This window comes from Pseudoalteromonas sp. XMcav1-K, assembly GCF_044005875.1.
GTDB lineage: Bacteria > Pseudomonadota > Gammaproteobacteria > Enterobacterales > Alteromonadaceae > Pseudoalteromonas > Pseudoalteromonas spongiae.
In genome coordinates this window covers 1-19,295 of record NZ_JBIPJE010000025.1, presented here as the reverse complement: position 1 = coordinate 19,295, position 19,295 = coordinate 1, and the positions used below count along the sequence as shown (strand labels likewise).

At 41.6% G+C, this 19,295-nt stretch carries 18 protein-coding genes; 11 read left to right on the top strand and 7 right to left on the bottom strand.

Annotated features, from left to right (window positions below; all coding sequences use genetic code 11):
• The first annotated feature begins 51 nt into the window (after positions 1-51).
• The 4 genes from ACHSBP_RS02970 to ACHSBP_RS02955 all read left to right on the top strand — a co-directional run bounded on the left by ACHSBP_RS02970 (position 52) and on the right by ACHSBP_RS02955 (position 5,554).
• Positions 52-1,944 (top strand): transglycosylase SLT domain-containing protein, encoded by a 1,893-nt coding sequence (locus ACHSBP_RS02970; RefSeq protein ID WP_010561300.1) that lies wholly within the window; start codon positions 52-54, stop codon positions 1,942-1,944.
• Positions 1,945-2,065: 121 nt separating this feature from the next.
• Positions 2,066-3,388, top strand: a complete 1,323-nt coding sequence (pepQ, locus tag ACHSBP_RS02965) for a Xaa-Pro dipeptidase (protein ID WP_395388124.1) — start codon at positions 2,066-2,068, stop codon at positions 3,386-3,388.
• Positions 3,389-3,447: 59 nt separating this feature from the next.
• Complete coding sequence (locus ACHSBP_RS02960; protein ID WP_395388123.1) at positions 3,448-4,065, top strand: YigZ family protein; 618 nt, start codon at positions 3,448-3,450, stop codon at positions 4,063-4,065.
• Positions 4,066-4,102: 37 nt separating this feature from the next.
• The gene (locus tag ACHSBP_RS02955; protein ID WP_010561297.1) at positions 4,103-5,554 is read left to right on the top strand and encodes a TrkH family potassium uptake protein; all 1,452 of its coding nucleotides are present in this window, start codon (positions 4,103-4,105) and stop codon (positions 5,552-5,554) included.
• 460 nt (positions 5,555-6,014) lie between these two features.
• On the opposite strand, the gene ACHSBP_RS02950 is transcribed toward ACHSBP_RS02955, so the two are convergent.
• The 5 genes from ACHSBP_RS02950 to def all read right to left on the bottom strand — a co-directional run bounded on the left by ACHSBP_RS02950 (position 6,015) and on the right by def (position 11,477).
• Positions 6,015-7,139, bottom strand: a complete 1,125-nt coding sequence (locus ACHSBP_RS02950) for a DUF3103 family protein (protein WP_395388122.1) — start codon at positions 7,137-7,139, stop codon at positions 6,015-6,017.
• 164 nt (positions 7,140-7,303) lie between these two features.
• A complete protein-coding gene (gene trkA / locus ACHSBP_RS02945; protein WP_010561295.1) occupies positions 7,304-8,680 on the bottom strand; it encodes a Trk system potassium transporter TrkA in 1,377 nt (458 codons plus the stop codon).
• A 35-nt stretch (positions 8,681-8,715) separates the two neighbouring features.
• Positions 8,716-10,008, bottom strand: a complete 1,293-nt coding sequence (rsmB, locus tag ACHSBP_RS02940) for a 16S rRNA (cytosine(967)-C(5))-methyltransferase RsmB (RefSeq protein ID WP_040642367.1) — start codon at positions 10,006-10,008, stop codon at positions 8,716-8,718.
• Entirely contained in the window at positions 9,992-10,945 is a 954-nt protein-coding gene (gene fmt / locus ACHSBP_RS02935; protein WP_010561293.1) for a methionyl-tRNA formyltransferase, read from the bottom strand. Before fmt ends, rsmB begins: the two co-directional genes overlap by 17 nt.
• A 19-nt stretch (positions 10,946-10,964) precedes the next feature.
• Positions 10,965-11,477 carry a peptide deformylase gene (gene def / locus ACHSBP_RS02930; protein WP_010561292.1) on the bottom strand — a complete coding sequence of 171 codons (513 nt, stop codon included), beginning with the start codon at positions 11,475-11,477 and terminating at the stop codon, positions 10,965-10,967.
• A 124-nt stretch (positions 11,478-11,601) separates the two neighbouring features.
• On the opposite strand from def, the gene ACHSBP_RS02925 reads away from it, so the two are divergent.
• The 6 genes from ACHSBP_RS02925 (at position 11,602) to hemF (ending at position 16,440) form a co-directional block, all read left to right on the top strand.
• On the top strand, positions 11,602-12,708 hold the full coding sequence (locus tag ACHSBP_RS02925; protein WP_010561291.1) for a LysM peptidoglycan-binding domain-containing protein: 1,107 nt from the start codon (positions 11,602-11,604) through the stop codon (positions 12,706-12,708).
• 31 nt (positions 12,709-12,739) lie between these two features.
• Positions 12,740-13,834: a DNA-processing protein DprA gene (gene dprA / locus ACHSBP_RS02920; RefSeq protein WP_010561290.1), complete on the top strand. Its 1,095-nt coding sequence runs from the start codon at positions 12,740-12,742 to the stop codon at positions 13,832-13,834.
• 2 nt (positions 13,835-13,836) lie between these two features.
• A complete protein-coding gene (locus ACHSBP_RS02915) occupies positions 13,837-14,310 on the top strand; it encodes a DUF494 family protein (RefSeq protein ID WP_010561289.1) in 474 nt (157 codons plus the stop codon).
• Between the two features lie 78 nt (positions 14,311-14,388).
• On the top strand, positions 14,389-14,946 hold the full coding sequence (locus ACHSBP_RS02910) for a topoisomerase DNA-binding C4 zinc finger domain-containing protein (protein WP_010561288.1): 558 nt from the start codon (positions 14,389-14,391) through the stop codon (positions 14,944-14,946).
• Between the two features lie 13 nt (positions 14,947-14,959).
• Positions 14,960-15,523: an L-threonylcarbamoyladenylate synthase gene (locus ACHSBP_RS02905; protein WP_010561287.1), complete on the top strand. Its 564-nt coding sequence runs from the start codon at positions 14,960-14,962 to the stop codon at positions 15,521-15,523.
• A 2-nt stretch (positions 15,524-15,525) separates the two neighbouring features.
• Positions 15,526-16,440 (top strand): oxygen-dependent coproporphyrinogen oxidase, encoded by a 915-nt coding sequence (hemF, locus tag ACHSBP_RS02900; RefSeq protein ID WP_010561286.1) that lies wholly within the window; start codon positions 15,526-15,528, stop codon positions 16,438-16,440.
• Positions 16,441-16,511: 71 nt separating this feature from the next.
• Here hemF and ACHSBP_RS02895 read toward each other — a convergent pair whose 3' ends face one another.
• Positions 16,512-18,119 (bottom strand): methyl-accepting chemotaxis protein, encoded by a 1,608-nt coding sequence (locus tag ACHSBP_RS02895; protein WP_010561285.1) that lies wholly within the window; start codon positions 18,117-18,119, stop codon positions 16,512-16,514.
• Between the two features lie 85 nt (positions 18,120-18,204).
• Positions 18,205-18,636 carry a group II truncated hemoglobin gene (locus ACHSBP_RS02890; protein ID WP_394227686.1) on the bottom strand — a complete coding sequence of 144 codons (432 nt, stop codon included), beginning with the start codon at positions 18,634-18,636 and terminating at the stop codon, positions 18,205-18,207.
• A 47-nt stretch (positions 18,637-18,683) separates the two neighbouring features.
• Here ACHSBP_RS02890 and aroE point away from each other — a divergent pair.
• Positions 18,684-19,295: shikimate dehydrogenase (gene aroE / locus ACHSBP_RS02885; RefSeq protein WP_395388121.1), on the top strand; the 612-nt coding region annotated here is incomplete at its 3' end.

The window sequence follows — 19,295 nt, the reverse complement described above, 5'->3', positions numbered from 1 at the left end:
TAAATAGATAACCACAGCGCCTTTTATTTCTGTGGTAAAGAGAGCAAAACAGTGAAAAAATCGGTGATTTTAACAGCGCTTGTTAGCTTGGTACTTTCTTCTTCAGCGTTGAACGCAAGCGCGGATAAAGCCGCGCACAAAGACTTCTTGGCACTTGAAAAGCTCGCCAAGAAAAATGATAAGCGCGATTTTTATCGCGCGTTAAAACAGTCGTCACATCCGCTAGCGCCTTATGCTGAGGCCACTTATCTTGCTAATTCCCCATGGCTTGCTAACCAGCAAGAAATTAAAAAGTTTTTAGATACCTATCAAGGCACTCCACTTGAGTGGAAAGTGCGTTACGCATGGTTAGATAATTTAAAGAAAAGCAATAAAAAAGCACTTTATATCGACGCTTACCGTCCGACCAGAAAAGCGGAGTATCAATGCACCTACCTAAACTATCAGTTACAACTTGGTGCACCCAAAGAGGCCATTTTTAACCAAGTGGATGAGCTTTGGAGCGTTGCTAAATCACAGCCTAAAGAATGTGATGTACTTTTTTCAAAATGGAAAAAAGCAGGGCATTTAAATCAAGAACTGGTGTGGCAACGTATTACCAAAGTATCGGAGAAAGGCAATACTAGTTTGCTGGCTTACCTGAGTCGTTTGCTGCCGAAGAACGAGCGTTACTTGGCTGATTTGTATAAAACAGTAAGACGAGATCCATCCGCCGCCGCCGGGCTTTATCGCTTTAAAAAACGTACCGACAAGGAAGGCCAAATAGCACTTTATGGCGTTAAGCGTTTGGTGTGGCGCGACCGTGATTTAGCTATTCGTGCATGGCAAAAGCTTGAAACCATGTTCGATTATACCGAGCAACAAAAACAGTCGTTGTATTATATTTTTGCGCTTTCGTTGGCGTCGGGAAAACATAAAGAAGCAAAGTTTTACTTAAATAAAGTGGCGCCAGAAAGACACGATAGCAAGCTAATGCAATGGCAGCTTAGTAATATGTTGCGCGAGCAAGACTGGCAAGGGGTTATTGCCTATTCAACGGGTAAAACACTGAATAACGGTTATCGCTACTGGTTGGCATATGCATATCATAAGATTGGTGACGCACAGCGAGCTAGTCAGTTGTGGAAAGAGTTGGCCCAAAAGCGCGATTACTACGGCTTTTTAGCGGCATCACGGTTAGATTTAGCGGTTTCGCTTGAATACCAACCTGTGGTTGTTGATCCTCAAAAGCAAAAACTTGTTAGTGAAAGCCCTGGTTTTAAACGAGCAAAAGCATTGTATGAATTAGATCGTTTTTATTCAGCGCGCCGTGAATGGAATTCGCTAATAGCAGGCTCTACCGATGATGAAAAGCTAGCGGCAGCCAGTTTAGCGAATGATATGGGGTGGCATGATAGTGTTATTCGCGTGATGAGCCAACTAAAGGCTTACAATATGCTTGATTACCGTTTTCCTACGCCTTACAGCGATCAGTTTGAGCGTTTTAGTAGCCGTAGTAAGGTTGATAAAACATGGGCTTATGCGATTTCACGACGTGAAAGCTCATTTGCCTCAGATGCTCATTCAAGCGCGGGGGCTATTGGTTTAATGCAGTTATTGCCAAGCACCGCACGCTACGTAAATAAAGGCAGCGTCAGCCGTAATCAACTTAAAAAGCCTCATATTAATATTCGCTTGGGTACGCAGTATCTCAAGTATTTAAAGAAAAAAAGTAAAGGTAACGAGGTGATTGCGACAGCCTCATATAATGCGGGTTATCACAAAGTGAAACGCTGGTTACCTCAAGAAGCGGTCGATTTTGATCTATGGGTTGAAGCAATACCGTATCGTGAAACACGTGAGTACGTAAAAAATGTTTACGCTTATCGTCAAGTGTATGCAACGCGCTCAGGCAACAAAGAAAACCTATTTGATGAACTCATTTCAATGAAAATCAAAAGGTAGTTTTGGCAAATATATTGCTAATCAATTTACAGAGTAAATGTTCTCGATTTTTGTCCACCCCTTAAGAATGGTGGGCCAAGATGATACACTTGTTTTTAGAACACACTGAACTGGATTAATAATGGATAAACTTTCAACAACTTATGCAGCGCATATAGCAACCTTACAGTCACGTACCAAAGATGTTTTAGCGCGTGAAGGACTTGATGGTCTGATCATTCACTCAGGTCAAGCAAAACGCCAATTCTTAGATGATATGGATTACCCGTTTAAAGTAAATCCGCAATTTAAAGCTTGGCTACCTGTGATTGATAATCCTCATTGCTGGTTAGTGGTAAACGGCGTTGATAAGCCAAAATTGATTTTCTATCGTCCTGTAGATTTCTGGCATAAAGTGCCAGACGAGCCAAGTGACTTCTGGGCTGAATACTTTGATATTTGTTTATTAAAATCTCCAGAACAAGTTGAGCAATTACTGCCTTATGATAAAGAAAGGTTTGCTTATATTGGTGAATACATTGAAGTAGCGAAAGCATTAGGGTTTAACGCAATTAACCCTGAAGGTGTTTTAAACTACTTACACTATCACCGTGCTTATAAAACAGATTACGAGCTAGTATGTTTACGCGAAGCAAACCGTTTAGCAGTACTTGGCCATACAGCGGCGCGCGATGCATTTTTTGCAGGTGGTTCGGAGTACGATATTCAGCATGCGTATCTTGTTGCAACGCAACATACTGAAAATCAAATGCCTTATGGCAATATCGTTGCCCTTAACAAAAACTGCGCGATTTTACATTACACTCACTTAGATATTGCGAAGCCCGATCAACATTTATCATTTTTGATTGATGCGGGTGCAAATTTCAACGGTTATGCGGCTGATATTACGCGTACTTATGACTTTAAACAGCAAGGTCAGTTTGCAGAGTTAGTGAGTGCGTTGAATACGCATCAACAAGCTTTATGTGAAGGGTTAAAGCCGGGCATCAAGTATGGTGAGCTTCATTTAGACTGCCATCAGCGAGTAGCGCAAGTTCTAAGTGACTTTAATATTGTTAACTTATCGGCTGATGCCATTGTTGAAAAAGGCATCACAAAGACCTTCTTCCCACATGGTTTAGGCCATCATTTAGGTTTACAAGTTCATGATATGGGTGGTTTTATGGCAGATGCGCGCGGTACGCATCAAGCGCCACCTGAAGGTCATCCATTCTTACGTTGTACACGCTTAATTGAAGCAAACCAAGTGTTTACCATTGAGCCTGGACTTTACTTTATTGATTCATTGTTAGCAGACTTAGCGCAAACAGATAGCAATCAGTATATCAATTGGAAAACAGTTGAGTCGTTTAAGCCATTTGGTGGTATTCGTATTGAAGATAATGTGATTGTGCACCAAGACCGCAATGAAAATATGACACGCGATTTAGGTTTAGCTTAATCTAATTAGCAAGTGATACACTTTAAGGAGCCATTCGGCTCCTTTTTATTTTGTAAATTATGACTCAAGAATACCAGTACCCAGCAACACGAACCTTGTATCGTGAAGAAATAAAAAAAAGTACGTTTATTGTGCATATTGCGCATACGCCAACCATTGCCGATGCTAAAGCGTTTATTAAACGTATCAATCTAGAATACCCAGATGCACGTCACAACTGTTGGGCACATGTCGCGGGCGAGCCTGGCGGTAGCCATGTATTGGGCTTTTCTGACGATGGTGAACCCAATGGCACGGCGGGCAAACCAATGTTGAATGTTTTGATGGGCTCAGGGCTTGGTGAAATTACCGCGGTAATTACGCGTTATTTTGGTGGCATAAAGTTAGGCACGGGTGGCTTGGTGCGAGCTTATGGTGGCTCGCTTAATAATGCGTTAAGTGACATAGAGCTCTTAACTCGCGTACCTATGGTGACGTTACTTGGTGAATCAAGCTATGCGTTGCAAGGTGTCATTGAACAGCATATTAATAGCCAGTTTAGTGGCAGTAATATTGAAAAAGAATTTTCCGCCAATATTGCATGGCAAATTGCTATTGATGAGCGAAATGCAGAGCAAGCAATAAAAGATATTTATGAAATATCCAATGGCGCTGTTGAGTTAAAAGTAAAACAGTAAGAGAATAGCTTAAAATAGCTCGTTTCTTACTCTTGCAATGCAATACAGAACAATAATTAAAATTTTAGGGCAGTTAGTTGCCTTATTCAGTATCACCATGATCCCACCTGCGCTCGTTTCGCTTATCTATAAAGATGGTGGTGGTGTGCCGTTTGTTCTGGCATTTGTCTTCAGTATTATTATTGGCTTAATAGCTTACTACCCAAACCGCAAACAACGAGGGGACTTAAAAGCCCGTGAAGGCTTCTTAATTGTGGTTTTATTTTGGTTGGTACTGGGCAGTTTTGGTTCGTTACCACTGATCTTTTTAGAAGAACCTAATCTATCTATAGCGGATTCTGTTTTTGAGTCATTCTCCGGTCTCACCACCACAGGGGCGACTGTTCTAACGGGTATTGAATATTTACCGAAAGCAATTTTGTTCTATCGCCAGCAACTGCAATGGCTAGGTGGTATGGGTATCATCGTACTTGCCGTTGCTGTACTGCCGATGCTTGGTGTAGGTGGCATGCAGCTTTACCGTGCAGAAACACCAGGGCCTGTGAAAGACTCGAAAATGACCCCGCGCATCGCCGATACAGCAAAACACCTTTGGTACATTTATGTATCACTTACCGCGGCCTGTACTTTGGCGTATTGGGCGGCAGGTATGAATTGGTTTGATGCTATTTGTCATGCCTTTTCGACTATCGCGATAGGGGGCTTTTCGACCTATGATGCGTCAATTGGCCACTTTAATAGTCCACTAATTAATATTATTTGTGTGGTGTTTTTATTAATCGCGGCCGTGAACTTTTCACTGCATTATGCGGCAGTGGCTAATAAAAACTTTCGCGTTTATTGGCGTGATCCAGAGCTCAAAGTATTCCTATTTATTCAAACATGTTTAGTGCTTTTGTGTTTCTTTGTACTTACTTCTGCTGGTATTTATACCTCGACCGATCAGGCATTCGACCAAGCCCTTTTCCAAGCGGTTTCAATTAGTACGACGGCTGGTTTTGCCACCGATAGCTTCTCGCAGTGGCCGTTGTTTTTACCAATTTTGCTGATCTTTTCGAGCTTTATTGGTGGCTGTGCGGGGTCGACGGGTGGCGGCATGAAAGTAGTGCGTGTATTCCTGCTGTACTTACAGGGTATTCGCGAGCTAAACCGCTTGGTTCACCCACGTGCAATTTATTCCATTAAGCTTGGTCGCAAAGCGTTACCTGATAAAGTAGTCGAAGCTGTATGGGGCTTTTTCTCTGCTTATGCTTTGGTATTTGTCATCATTATGCTGTGTTTATTAGCAACGGGAATGGATAACATTACGGCATTCTCAGCAACTGCTGCATGCTTAAATAATTTAGGCCCGGGCTTAGGCGATGTAGCGGCGCACTTTGGTGATATCACCGATACCGCTAAATGGATACTAACGCTCGCCATGGTATTTGGCCGACTCGAAATCTTCACATTACTCGTATTATTCACCCCAACATTCTGGCGTGGATAAGGCTCGTCTTGAGGCTTGCGAGTGCGCGCAGCAAGACTAGAGCCGAATGTGAGCCCTTGGACGGGCGAACCGGAATATCGCTTCTAGGATGAATTAGTATATAGGTCGCCTCTTCCAGACCTAACGAAATTTAGTCCGCTCATTTACATCCATGTAATTGCGGCATTAGTACATCCTGTACGTCACAGCTGGTCGAACGCGAGAAATGGATTTCGAGCCGGAATATTGCTTCAGGATGACTTAATATACCGCTCGTATCTTCTAGACCGAAACTAAGCATCCCTAGGCGCGAACGCTTTTTAGGGGTGAAAATTACTGCGTACCGCGCACGAAATATCTCTTCAAGGACGAATTTTGAAGCACTTTCTAAACGTCAGAATGATTTACTTGAATTCTCGCAAAAAAACAAAAAAGAGCGCATTTAGCGCTCTTTGATTCTGGTTTAAATCTACTCTGTTAATTAACGCGGCTGAATCGTTAATGGCTCAAGTGTGATGGTTGCATTTGAGCTAGCGCCTTTGTGATTTGAATAGCGTTGACCTTCAAACAAAGTGTAATACACATCCACATAGTCATCATCATTGGTAAACCATGAGTCAGGCATTGCTGCCAGTACTTTATTGGTTAACTGTGGGATGATGGCATAGCCTTGTACTTCAGGGTCTGGAATCGCTTTTAGAATCTCGGTCGCAACGTCAAGCAAGCGGCTCGCTAGTTCTTTATAGTTCGTGTTGTCATCCTGCTCCATCATTAAAATATCAGCAGCTTGCCAACGGTAGCGGTCCCAATAAATGATAATTTGATTAGGGTTATAGGTCGTGCCATCGTAATCAAGATAAGGCATATCGACAATATCTAGCACTGGCTCATCACGAGACGGACTCACACCAGTAACAATGCTATACACTTCCGCTTTACCTGATACCCATGGCTCTTCATCATCTTGTAAATGAATGGATTTAAGCACTGAGGTTTGAATTGGATTTGTTGTTGATTGAGTTGTTGAATTCAATGCTAATTTTGGTTCGCTGCTAAATGGTTTCAGCGCTTTTTTTAGTACTGAAATACCTTCCGATAACGCTTGTTTGTTGTCTAGCTCAACAATTAACACAGGGCGTTCAGGTAGTTCATTTACGGGTAAGTGATAGGTGTTACCTTGGGTATCAAATGCTTCAATAAATTGCCATGATTTCTCATTACCCGCTGGAGCCCATGCAAATAAAGGTGTTTCAGACATTAATGAGTTAAGCATGCTCGAGTCAGCAACTCTTAGCTGGGTAATTGAGCTAGGGTTATACGGTAGACCTTTTGCCGATCGAATGCGAGTTTCAACTTGTTTAAGAGTTTGAATCTCTTTGTTTGCTAACGACAGCTCAGAGGTCTCAATGGTTAAATCATAACTTGATGTTGATGCTAAAATGCTTGGTTTTAGCCTTGCGTAGCTTTCTGCAAATGACAGTGCTAGAGCGCGTTTTTGCTCAGCGATTTGTACTGAACGCTCTTGGCTTGTCGTTTCCATTGCTGCAGCGCTAACAAATGGTAGTGCGAGTGCACTCAGTAGTAACGATTTTATTTTCTTATTCATTCACTTGTCTCCAATAGTAGTATTACACATTCATGTGTACCTATATTAGTTCCAAGTTAGAGTAAATAGTCAATAATGTAACGAAAGGTTAATAAATAAACAGAAATTATAATGAAATGCTTATAAATAAACCTTTGCAGTGAAGTGCTATTTTTACTTTAAATTTATAAGAAAATAGCACTTACTTGGAAGAGCTTTTCAACTACGTGAATTTGCTTTTTATCGATAAGGAACATAATGACGTGGTCACCAGAGAGGATCACTGTATCGTCATGTGCAATTAACACGTCATCGTTTCGTACGATTGCACCAATGGTTGTGCCTGCTGGTAATTTAATGTCTTGAATCGCTCTGCCGACAACTTTTGATGTGTTTTCATCACCATGCGCAACCGCTTCAATTGCTTCTGCAGCGCCTTTACGCAGCGAGTATACGTTAACAATATCACCGCGTCGGACATGCGTTAATAAGGCTGAAATAGTTGCTTGTTGTGGAGAAATAGCAATATCAATTTCACCACCTTGCACTAGGTCAACGTATGCGCCACGTTGAATTAACACCATGGTTTTTTGTGCGCCCATGCGTTTTGCTAGCATGGCAGACATGATGTTTGCTTCATCGTCGTTAGTAACGGCAATAAATACGTCAACTTGTTCGATATGCTCTTCTGATAACAGTTCTTGGTCTGATGCATCGCCACAAAAAACCACGGTACGATCAAGTCTGCCTGATAAGTATTCTGCTCGTTCTGGGTTGCGTTCAATTAGTTTTACGCTATGGCTTTTTTCTAGCGTGCGAGCGAGACCCGCACCTATATTACCACCACCTACAATCATTATTTTTTTGTACGATTGTTCAAGCTTTTGCAGTTCGCTCATGACCGCACGAATATGTTTAGTTGCTGCAACGAAAAAGATTTCGTCATCGGCTTCAATTACGGTAGTACCAAGTGGTTTAATTGGTCTACCTTTTCGATAAATTGCAGCAACGCGTGTTTCCACATTAGGGATGTGTTTTTTTAGTGCTGATAGTGCATAACCAACAAGTAAACCACCGTAATACGCTTTTACCGCTACTAGTGATAGCTTACCTTCGGCAAATTGCAGTACTTGCAGTGCACCTGGGTAGTCAATTAAGCGATGAATGTAACGGGTCACAAGTTGTTCTGGTGCAATGTAGTGGTCAACTGGTAGGTCATGATTATGGAATAGCTGCTCTTTATATTTGAGGTATTGTTCAGAGCGAATACGCGCTATTTTTGTTGGCGTATTAAAAATACTGTAAGCGATTTGACAGGCAATCATATTAACTTCGTCAGAGCTAGTAACGGCGATAATCATATCGGCATCTTCAGCACCTGCTTGGCGTAAGATTTCAGGGTGGGCGCTGTGGCCTGATACGACTTGCAGGTCATATTTGTCCTGTAATACGCGTAGCTTTTCTCGGTTAATATCAACCACGGTGATTTCGTTTTTCTCACCGACAAGGTTTTCTGCTAAGGTGCCGCCAACTTGTCCGGCACCTAAAATGATAATTTTCATACTGTCAATCGCTTAGTTGGCGAGCTTCGCCTTAATTATAATTTTTCAATTTTCGCGTAGAAGAAGCCATCATGCTCATCTGGCAGTAATTGCCAGCCTGGTTGTTCGATGGTATCTGCTAAATTGAGTGCGATATGCTTAGCATCAGCATGCTGTGCTAAAAACCGTTTTATCTGGTCGGTATTTTCTTCCGGTAAAACAGAACATGTTGCATACACCAATGTGCCACCAGATTTTAATAATGGCCAGATTTGCTCAAGTATTTGCTTTTGTAATTGTGCAAGTTGCTCAATATCAGACGCTCGGCGTAACCACTTAATATCGGGGTGACGACGAATTACACCAGTTGCAGAGCAGGGAACATCTAACAAAATACGGTCAAATTGCTCGCCATCCCACCAGTCGTCGGGTTGACTGGCATCGGCACTAATTAGCTTTGCACTTAGGCCAATACGTTCTAGGTTTTGTTGTACGCGTTCAAGACGGGTTGCGTCATGGTCAAGGGCGGTAACATCACACTCCGCTAGCTCCAAAATGTGGCATGTTTTACCACCAGGCGCTGCGCAAGCATCAAGAATTTTTTCGCCATCTTTTGGCTCGAGTAACCTAGCTGCAAGTTGCGCTGCACCATCTTGTACTGAGCTGTGGCCTAATTCGAAGCCTGGTAATTTAAACACATCTACTGCATTTTCAAGTACCAGTGCATCATCAAATTGATCAACTAAATGTGCTTCAATATCTGCATCAAGCAATAGTTCTCGGTACTCTTTAGGCGAATGGTAGTTGCCATTAACGCGCAGCCACATTGGTGCTTGCACTTGGTTTGCTTCAACAATATCTTGCCAGTTATTTGGGTAAGCAGTTTTTAGCTTATTCAAGAACCAACCAGGGTGGTTGTATTTACAGGCATCAATTTGGTCGGCTAAATTTTCCAGCTCGCTTTGGCGGCGCTGAAAGTTACGCAGCACTGCGTTTACTAAGCCTTTAAGGCCTGGTGCACGCATTGTTTTAACCGCATTTACTGTTTCATCAAGTGCCGCATGTGCTGGAATACGCATGTGCTGAAGTTGATAAATACCCACATAAAGCAAAAATTGGAAAGGACGCTGTTTGCCTTTCAGTGGTTTTTCAAGCAAGTGAGAACAGTAGTTTTCTAAGCTTGGTAAGTAGCGTAATACGCCATAGCAAAGTTGCTGTAAAAGCGGGCGTTCTTTTGGAGGTAGTTTATCAGAGTACCTTGGCAATATTTGCGACAATGAATGGCCTTTATCAACCACAAGATGCAGTGTTTCAGCTGCATAAGCGCGAACACTACTCATTGTTGTCACCTAAAGTTGAACCAACCGCTACCCAATCAGCACGACCATTTAAAAAATCTTGTGCCGACATTGGCTTTTTACCTTGTGGTTGAAGCTGCGTGATCTTTAGTGCGCCTTCAGTGGTCGCAACCGTAATGCCTGTTTTATCAGCTGCTAATACTTCACCCGGGTTACCAGCGCTTTCAACTAATTCAGCAGCATATATCTTTACAGTGTTTCCTTGCATTTGCGTAAAACAAATTGGCCAAGGGTTAAATGCGCGTATATTACGTTCGATTTGTTGGGCAGGCATGTGCCAATCGATATTCGCTTCTTCTTTGCTTAGCTTTTTCGCATAGTTGGCAAGCTCATCATTTTGCTTTTCAGGAGTTGCAGTGCCATCGGCAATAGTGGCTAACGTGTCGATGAGTGCTGTGGGACCAAGTTCAGCAAGCTTGCTGTAAAGGCTTGCACTTGTATCTGCCGCCTCAATTGGGCAGGTGGCTATGGAAATCATATCACCGGTATCTAAACCTTCATCCATTTGCATAATGGTTACACCTGTTTCGGCATCACCAGCCCAGATAGCGCGTTGAATCGGTGCAGCACCACGCCAGCGAGGTAAAATTGAACCATGCACATTGATACAGCCTAGTTTAGGTGTTTCCAAAACTGCTTTTGGTAGTAGTAGGCCATACGCAACCACTACCATAATATCTGCATTCAAATCAGCTAACTGCTGCTTGGCATTGTCTGACTTAAAATTCTCTGGCTGGTACACTGGAATGTCATGGGTTAAAGCTAGTTGTTTTACTTCACTTGCTTTTAGCTTTTTTCCGCGTCCAGCAGGGCGGTCTGGCTGACTGTAAACAGCGATCACATCATGGTGCGATTTTATTAAAGCATCGAGGTGCTGCGCGGCAAAATCAGGGGTACCCGCAAATACAATTTTTAAAGGCTTGCTCAAGTTTTAACTCCAAGGTAGGTTAGCCAGCACGCGCTGCTAATTTTGCTTCTTTTTCTAGCTTTTTACGAATACGTTGACGCTTTAAAGGTGAAAGGTAATCAATGAAAAGTACGCCTTTTAGATGATCTAATTCATGTTGAATACATACAGCAAGCAAGCCATCAGCATCTTTTTCATATTGGTTGCCATTCTCATCAAACGCTTTAATTGTAACCGTTTCTGCGCGGTCTACTTTTGCATAAGAACCTGGTACTGATAAACAGCCTTCTTCGCTAATTTTACTGCCATCCTTTTTGATGATTTCTGGATTAATGAGCACTAGAGGCTCATTACCTTCTTCTGATACGTCAATAACAACGATGCGCTGGTGGATGTCGACTTGCGTTGCGGCTAAACCAATGCCGTTTTCGTCATACATGGTTTCAAGCATGTCTGATACAATTTTCTTAGTATCATCATTAATTTGCGCAACTTCTTGTGCGACTGTGCGTAATCTCTCGTCTGGAAAGCGTAAAACTTCTAAAATAGCCATATTTACCTTAATTTTAACTATGCGAAAATCATCAAATTATGATATGTTTTTATTTTAGCCATTTGTCTTCACCTTTTACAGGTTTAAGTAAATAATAATAAAAAACAGCTCAAGGAAGCTAGTTATGGTCAAAAAGCTGACAGCTGCGATAGTCGCATTAACTATGGCGTTTCCAACTCTTGCTGATGTGCTTCAGATCAGAAAGGACGCCCCAAAAGAATATGTTGTAGAAAAAGGCGATACCCTTTGGGATATCTCAGCCATTTATCTTGATCAGCCATGGTTATGGCCTGAGCTATGGCGCCTTAATCCACAAATTGATAACCCTCACCTTATCTACCCAGGTGATAAACTTTCATTAGTTTATGATTCACAGGGTCGTCCTATGCTTGTGATTAATCAAAAGTTTAAGCGATTGTCTCCGGGTGTTCGTAAAACTATGAAAAAAGGTGATGCTATTCCAACGTTACCTTTGGAAGTGATTCGTCCTTTCTTAACCTATGAGCAAGCGTTAGATAAAGAAGATATCGATGCAAGGCCAGTTGTTTTAGGTGCAAACCACAGCGTAAAAAATATGAAGACAGACCATATTATTTATGTGAAAGGCAATTTAGAGCGTTCACAGTACTATGGCATCTATCGTCAAGGTGACTCTTATATTGATCCAGATACAGACGAAGTGCTAGGTCACGAAGCTATTTTAGTTGGTACAGGCCGTGCGTTTAGAACCGGTGATGAAGCAAGTGCCGTACCTGCATCTGTTCGTGTAAAAAATGTAAAACGAGAAGTTCGCCAAGGTGACTTCTTAATGCCAGCGTTAGAAGGGCAAACCTTACCAGCCTTCTTTATGATGCAACGTCCCGATTCTGCAATCTCGGGAACGATTATTGATACTACTTCTAAGCTACGTGAATTTAGTACGATGGATGTGGTTGTAATTAACCGCGGTGAAGTTAATTCACTTAAACCTGGTCATATATTGGACATTCGCAGAGCATCACCTACAGTTGTAGTAGGCAAAGATGGACCTAAATATAAAGATTCTGCTTCACGATATGAACGAGCAATGAGTATTTTTGGTGACGGAGAAGATAGTCGCGAATGGGAGATGCCAAAAGAGAAAGTAGGCGAGCTAATGGTGTTTAAAGTTTACGATCAAGTAAGTTATGCGATCGTTACTAAAACATTAGAACCTGTTCGTGTTGGCGACACAATCCATGTAGATAACTAAAAATATTTGGCGCGTCTTCTAAGGAGGGAAGATGCAAAGAACTACACGAAGAAGCGAGCTTGAATATTGGCTCGCTTTTTATTTGATTAAAGGAATAGGCTTTCAAACTGCTAAACAGTTACTAACGCGTACAAGCTTCGACGCGCTTTTCTCTCGCTCGTGTAACGAACTATGCGAATTAGGACTCAAATCTGCAGTAGCCAACGCAATTAAGACTTTTGAATGGCAGCAAGTTGAATCAATTATTCAACAATGCAAAGCGTTGAACATTCAAATTATCCATTTATCTCATTCTGATTATCCCGCATTACTAAAAGAAATTCCCGCTCCACCTTTGGTGCTTTTTTGTAAAGGTAATATCCAATTACTTGACTCACCTAAGTTGGCAATTGTTGGTTCTAGAAATGCAACTGAAACCGGCAGGCAAGTCAGCTTTGATATAGCACATAGTCTTGCGATTAATGAATTCTGTGTTGTTTCTGGTATGGCCCGAGGTATCGATAGTTGTGCGCACCGAGGCGCATTGCAAGCAAAGGGTAAAACTATTGCAGTTCTCGGTACTGGCGTTGACTTATGCTACCCCAAACGTGCGAGTAAATTGTATGAGAACATTTCAGAGCATGGCTTGTTAATTTCAGAGTATAAACCAGGAACTCTCGCACAAGCGGCAAACTTTCCACGTAGAAATCGCATTATTTCAGGGATTTCCATGGGAACCATTGTAGTTGAAGCAGAGCAAAAGAGCGGTTCACTGATTACCGCAAAGTATGCGCTAGAGCAAAATCGGGAAGTCTTTGCTGTACCAGGTTCTGTGTATAACGAATTAGCAAAAGGGTGTCATGCGTTAATAAAACAAGGCGCTAAATTAATAGAGAATTGCGATGATATTTTTTCAGAATTAAGCGTTTTACCAAAAAGTTGTCTATATAAAGTAGATGAGACTGAAAAAAATGTGATTTCAGATTCTGTTTTAGAGCACCTAACTTTTGAAGTGACGTCAGTAGACAAATTACAACAACTTTCAGGGATTCAAATGGATGAATTGCTATCCCGATTATTAGATCTAGAGCTATCTGGTCAAGTTGTTCGTGTACTAGATGGTTACACCCGAATAGGGAGGAGTTGAAAATGTTTGATATCCTCATGTACTTGTTTGAGAACTATATTCACAGTGAAACAGAAATTTTCGTTGAACAAAGTGAATTAACAGATGAATTATTACGAGCCGGGTTTAATCATCGAGAAATTTATAAAGCGCTCGATTGGCTTGAGCAATTAGCAGATCTACAACACAGCGATGAATGCCCTTACTTAAATCGCGTTCCTGGCAAGTCAGTACGTATTTATACGCAGCAAGAATGCGACAAACTGGATCTGACTTGTCGCGGCTTTTTAATGTTTTTGGAGCAAATTTCGGTTATCGACACAACCACGCGTGAGATGGTGATCGATCGTATTTTTGCGCTTGATAAAGAAATTATCGAGTTAGATGATTTAAAGTGGGTTGTGCTAATGGTGTTGTTTAACGTGCCAGGCAAAGAAATTGCCTATGCGCAAATGGAAGACCTATTGTTTGAGGAGCAAAACGGTACCATTCACTAGCGAGAATGTTTAAATTTGTATCTTGCCAAGGCTTGCATGGTATAATTCTGCGAAATTTACGCCTGCGTTTTGACAATTATGAGCAAAATTGATCATTCTTTATTTTCTGTTCACGAACATGCTTTAGAAAAAGAGCATGAAGTGTGTCCGAAGTGTGGCTCTGAAACGAGTGTGAAGCACAGTAAAAAAGGTGCGTTTGTCGGATGCAATAACTATCCTAATTGTGATTATACTCGCCCATTAGTCGAACACCATGAAACACTTCTTAAAGTGCTTGATGACAGCGAATGTCCTCTTTGTGAATCGCCTTTAGCAGTAAAAAATGGCCGCTTTGGCATGTTTATTGGCTGCACTAACTTTCCTGAGTGCCATTATGTCGCACAAGAAGAATCTAAAGAGTCATTACCTACTTGTCCTAGCTGTAATAAGTCTGAACTAGTTGAGCGCAGCAATAAATCGGGTAAAACATTTTACTCCTGTGGGGGGTACCCCAAATGCAAATATATTTTAAATAATAAACCAGTTGCACAATCGTGCCCTGAATGTGGTTGGCAAGTGATGGTTGAGAAAAAAACAGCAAAAGGCTTAATGTTACAGTGCCCACAAAAGCATTGTAACCACAAAGTCTCGTTATGAATTGGAGTGAGTTGTGAGTAACGAGTTATTAGAAAACCCAATTGTCTCTGTACTTAAAAGTGACGGTGTAATTGTTTACCCTACAGAAGCCGTTTACGGTTTGGGTTGTGACCCTGACAGCGAAACTGCGGTAATGAATCTATTAGATATAAAACAACGCCCAGTAGAAAAAGGGTTAATCCTTATCGCTGATAATTATGGTCAACTGTTAGAGTATGTCGATGATGATAAAATACCCATGGATAAACGCGCTGATATATTTTCGTCGTGGCCTGCAGCAGTAACTTGGGTAATGCCAGCGAAAAAAAGTACACCAAAATGGCTAACGGGGCAGTTTGATACAATCGCAGTTCGGGTTACAGCTCATCCAGTAGTAAAACAGTTATGCCAAGAGTTTGGTAAACCATTAGTATCAACAAGCGCAAATCTAACGGGACAAGAGCCTGTTTTAACATTAGAAGAAGCAAAAAGTGCATTTGGCAATAAGGTATCAGCTTATGTTGAAGGTCCACTTGGTGGCAACACCAAACCAAGCCAGATTAAAGATGCATTTACAGGTAAGTTGTTTAGAGAGTAATTATGTCGCACGTTAACTTAGAAGTAGTAAAAGAGTTTTTATTGGCCTTACAAGACAAAATTTGTGATGCTTTAGAGCAAGCTGATGGTAGCGCTAAATTTGTCGAAGACGCTTGGCAACGCGAAGAAGGTGGTGGCGGCCGCACACGAGTGATCAAAGATGGTGCCGTAATAGAGCAAGGCGGAGTGAATTTCTCTCATGTGTATGGTGAATCAATGCCAGCTTCTGCTACTGCACATCGCCCAGAACTTGCTGGTCGAAGTTTTCATGCATGCGGTGTATCGTTAGTTATTCACCCAAAAAACCCTCATGTACCCACATCACATGCCAATGTTCGTTTCTTTATTGCTGAAAAAGAAGGTGAAGACCCGATTTGGTGGTTTGGTGGTGGTTTTGACTTAACACCTTTTTACCCTGTGCTTGAAGACGTAAAACATTGGCACCAAGAAGCCTGTAAATTATGTTTGCCATTCGGTGAAACCGTATATGATGACTACAAAAAATGGTGTGACGAATACTTTTACTTAAAGCACCGCGGTGAAACCCGTGGCGTAGGCGGTTTGTTCTTTGATGACTTAAATGAATGGGGCTTTGACCGCTGTTTTGCTTTTATGCGTGCCGTAGGTAATGGTTACTTAGATGCTTACTTACCAATCGTAGAAAAACGCAAAGACTTCCCACACACCGAGCAGCAACGTGAATTCCAGCTCTATCGTCGTGGTCGTTATGTGGAATTTAATTTGGTATGGGATAGAGGCACGCTATTTGGGTTGCAAACAGGCGGTCGTACTGAGTCTATTTTAATGTCGATGCCGCCGCTTGCGCGTTGGGAGTATGACTTTAAACCTGAGCCAAATAGCTTAGAAGCAAACCTTTACGAGAATTACTTGTCGCCAAAGGATTGGTTGCAAATTTAATAATAACCTCATAACTTTTCATAAAAATAAGAGGTTAATAAAAAGCCGCAATTCTGCGGCTTTTTTTGTGCTTATAATTTAAATTTACGTACTTGCTGATCAAGCTCTCTTGCCAGCGATAATAAGCTTTCACTTACTTGTTTGCTTTCATGGGCATCCACAAGCGAGGTCTCTGCGTTATCACTTATTGCAATCACACTCTGATTAATTTCTTCTGCTGCTAAGTTCTGCTGTTCTGTTGCATCAGCAATTTGCGTATTCAGTTGGTTAATTTCTTTCATATGCTCTGAAATATCTTTCAGCGCCAACGCAACTTTTTTTACTTGCTCAGCACGCTTATCCGCATCTTCACTAGAGCGATTCATGGTATTTACAGTGTCCAACGCTTCAGACTGCAAATTCTCAATGGTGCGCTTTATTTCATCGGTTGAGTCATGGGTACGATTTGCGAGTGTGCGTACTTCATCAGCAACAACGGCAAATCCTCTGCCAGCTTCACCTGCCCGTGCAGCTTCAATAGCTGCATTAAGCGCGAGTAGGTTGGTTTGTTCAGCAATGTTACTGATCACTTCCAGTACTTTGCCAACTTCTAATGTCCGGTTTTGTAGCTCACTGACTTGTTTTGCTGCAGTACGCACTTCTAACGCAAGGCCGTTAATGCTCTCTTCGGTACTTTCTGCTATTTCTAAACTAGTTTCTGCTAAATGATTGCTGGTATCCGAACGCTCCGATGCAAAATGTGTGGTATTGCGTACTTCAGAAGACGAAGATTCTAACTCGTTAATTGCAGCGGCAACTGAGTCTGTGCCTTGTTTTTGTTGATTAATAGCTTGCTCTGTTGTTTCAGCTGATGCATAAATCTTTTCGGCGCTGTGAATAAGCACCTTGGACGACTCTGATAACTGACTAATATTTCCTTTAAACGCAGCCATCATAAGATTAAAGTTATTCGCTAAACGTCCAAGTTCATCATTGGTTTTATCTTCCACATGAATGGTTAAATCGTTATTTTGCGATGCTAAGCGCATTGATTTGCCAATTACACGAAGACGTTCAATTAAGAATTTTCTAAATAACCAGCCAAGTGTAGCAAAGGTAATAACGAATATTGTTGTCAGAATGGCAAAGCTAATCCATGAATTACGAGTGACTGCCGCATCTACCTTATCAAGTGAATAACTGATCTTCACCGCACCGAGTATTTCGCCTTCAGTGGCTTGATGGCAACCTAAACAATTAGTGCCGCGATAATTTTCACTGGCAACAACTGGTTTTAAGTATGTAATTAAATTACTGCCGTCTTCGCTTTTGCTAAAGTGAATTTGTTCGGTGCCATTTAAAGCTTCGTTTTCTTGTTGGTTTTGTGGTGCTTGATTTGCTTCGCCGGGGCCAAAAAATTTATTTATTTTATCTCCGCGAATGATATGAATATCTTTTATCTGTTCTTCACTGAGTATTTTTTGACGCAAAATCTCTCGGTTTGCCATAGTGCCAGTAAGCATCATGGTGTTTATCGAGTCAAAATAGTTGTCGGCAAGTATTTTTATATTTTGCTCAATGGTTTGATGAGCAAGTTCGCTTTGTTGCTTTTGCCCAGTAAGCAAGCTAGCAACAAGTACCAAAATACCCGTAACCGTAAGTAATGCAAAAATTTTGTGTTGAATAGAGTGGTGACGCATAACAGTTTTCTCAAGCACTAAGTAAACTGAGTATGCGCAATTATCAACGAAGCTGCATTGATTTAACGCAATCTAATGGTGAGTGTTAACGTCCCTGATTAATCATATGTGTCGCAAGTTGCGCTAGTGATTGTTTAAGCCCTTCGCGCAATACGGGGTTATCAACTTCAATATCAAGTGCTTTGTTCATACAAAACATCCATTGATCTCTTAAGTCTTGATCAATAGGGAAGGGCATATGACGCTTTCGCAACATAGGATGCCCGTACTTCTCTACAAATAAATCAGGCCCACCAAGCCAACCTGATAAAAACTCGAAAAATACTTGTCTAATTCTATCTAAAGGTTGAGGATGCATATCATATAATGGTTTTGCGTATTCCTCTTCAGCCATAATGTCGTAAAATCGATTAGCTAGCGCGCGGGCACCCTGTTCTTGTCCTATTAACTCATAAGGTGTTTTTTCAGGAGAGGGAGATTGATGAGATTCATCTTGTTTTTGTGTCGTGCCAAACATACGTCTTAAAATTTGTTTCATAACTCTAACTCAATGCGAGAAAACTAATGGATAAATACGCGGTATTCGGAAACCCGATAGAGCATTCAAAATCACCGAAAATTCACAGTGAGTTTGCTAGCCAACTAGATCAGCAAATCGAATACAGCGCAATCTTAGCACCGATTGACGGCTTTAAGGAATCGGTAGAGCAGTTTGTCGCACGTGGTGGCAAAGGAGCAAATGTGACTGTGCCATTCAAAGAGCAAGCATTTGCGTTAGTAGATGAGCTTTCGGAACGAGCTAAATGTGCGGGCGCAGTTAACACAATAAAGGTTAGCTCAGATGGTTCGTTACTAGGTGATAACACAGACGGTATTGGCTTAGTAAACGACATTTTAAGTAATAACTTTACGCTGCAATCAAAACGAGTATTGGTAATTGGTGCAGGCGGTGCAGCAAGAGGTGCATTGCTACCTCTATTACAACAACATCCAGCTAAGCTAACAGTAATAAATAGAACAAAAGCGAAAGCGCAAACCTTAAGAGACGAATTTGCGAAATATGGTGATATCGATGCCTATGGCTTCGAGCACGAACCTGACATTGACTACGATATTGTAATCAACTCTACTTCAGCAAGTATAACAGGTGATGTGCCGCCAATTTCTAAGCGTTTT

What these genes read in the sequence shown, in the direction of transcription:
- pepQ (WP_395388124.1), top strand. Translation starts at nt 2,066, where the DNA reads ATGGATAAACTTTCAACAACTTATGCAGCGCATATAGCAACCTTACAG.
- ACHSBP_RS02960 (WP_395388123.1), top strand. Translation starts at nt 3,448, where the DNA reads ATGACTCAAGAATACCAGTACCCAGCAACACGAACCTTGTATCGTGAA.
- ACHSBP_RS02955 (WP_010561297.1), top strand. Translation starts at nt 4,103, where the DNA reads ATGCAATACAGAACAATAATTAAAATTTTAGGGCAGTTAGTTGCCTTA.
- ACHSBP_RS02950 (WP_395388122.1), bottom strand. Translation starts at nt 7,139, where the DNA reads ATGAATAAGAAAATAAAATCGTTACTACTGAGTGCACTCGCACTACCA.
- trkA (WP_010561295.1), bottom strand. Translation starts at nt 8,680, where the DNA reads ATGAAAATTATCATTTTAGGTGCCGGACAAGTTGGCGGCACCTTAGCA.
- def (WP_010561292.1), bottom strand. Translation starts at nt 11,477, where the DNA reads ATGGCTATTTTAGAAGTTTTACGCTTTCCAGACGAGAGATTACGCACA.
- ACHSBP_RS02925 (WP_010561291.1), top strand. Translation starts at nt 11,602, where the DNA reads ATGGTCAAAAAGCTGACAGCTGCGATAGTCGCATTAACTATGGCGTTT.
- dprA (WP_010561290.1), top strand. Translation starts at nt 12,740, where the DNA reads ATGCAAAGAACTACACGAAGAAGCGAGCTTGAATATTGGCTCGCTTTT.
- ACHSBP_RS02915 (WP_010561289.1), top strand. Translation starts at nt 13,837, where the DNA reads ATGTTTGATATCCTCATGTACTTGTTTGAGAACTATATTCACAGTGAA.
- ACHSBP_RS02910 (WP_010561288.1), top strand. Translation starts at nt 14,389, where the DNA reads ATGAGCAAAATTGATCATTCTTTATTTTCTGTTCACGAACATGCTTTA.
- hemF (WP_010561286.1), top strand. Translation starts at nt 15,526, where the DNA reads ATGTCGCACGTTAACTTAGAAGTAGTAAAAGAGTTTTTATTGGCCTTA.
- ACHSBP_RS02895 (WP_010561285.1), bottom strand. Translation starts at nt 18,119, where the DNA reads ATGCGTCACCACTCTATTCAACACAAAATTTTTGCATTACTTACGGTT.
- ACHSBP_RS02890 (WP_394227686.1), bottom strand. Translation starts at nt 18,636, where the DNA reads ATGTTTGGCACGACACAAAAACAAGATGAATCTCATCAATCTCCCTCT.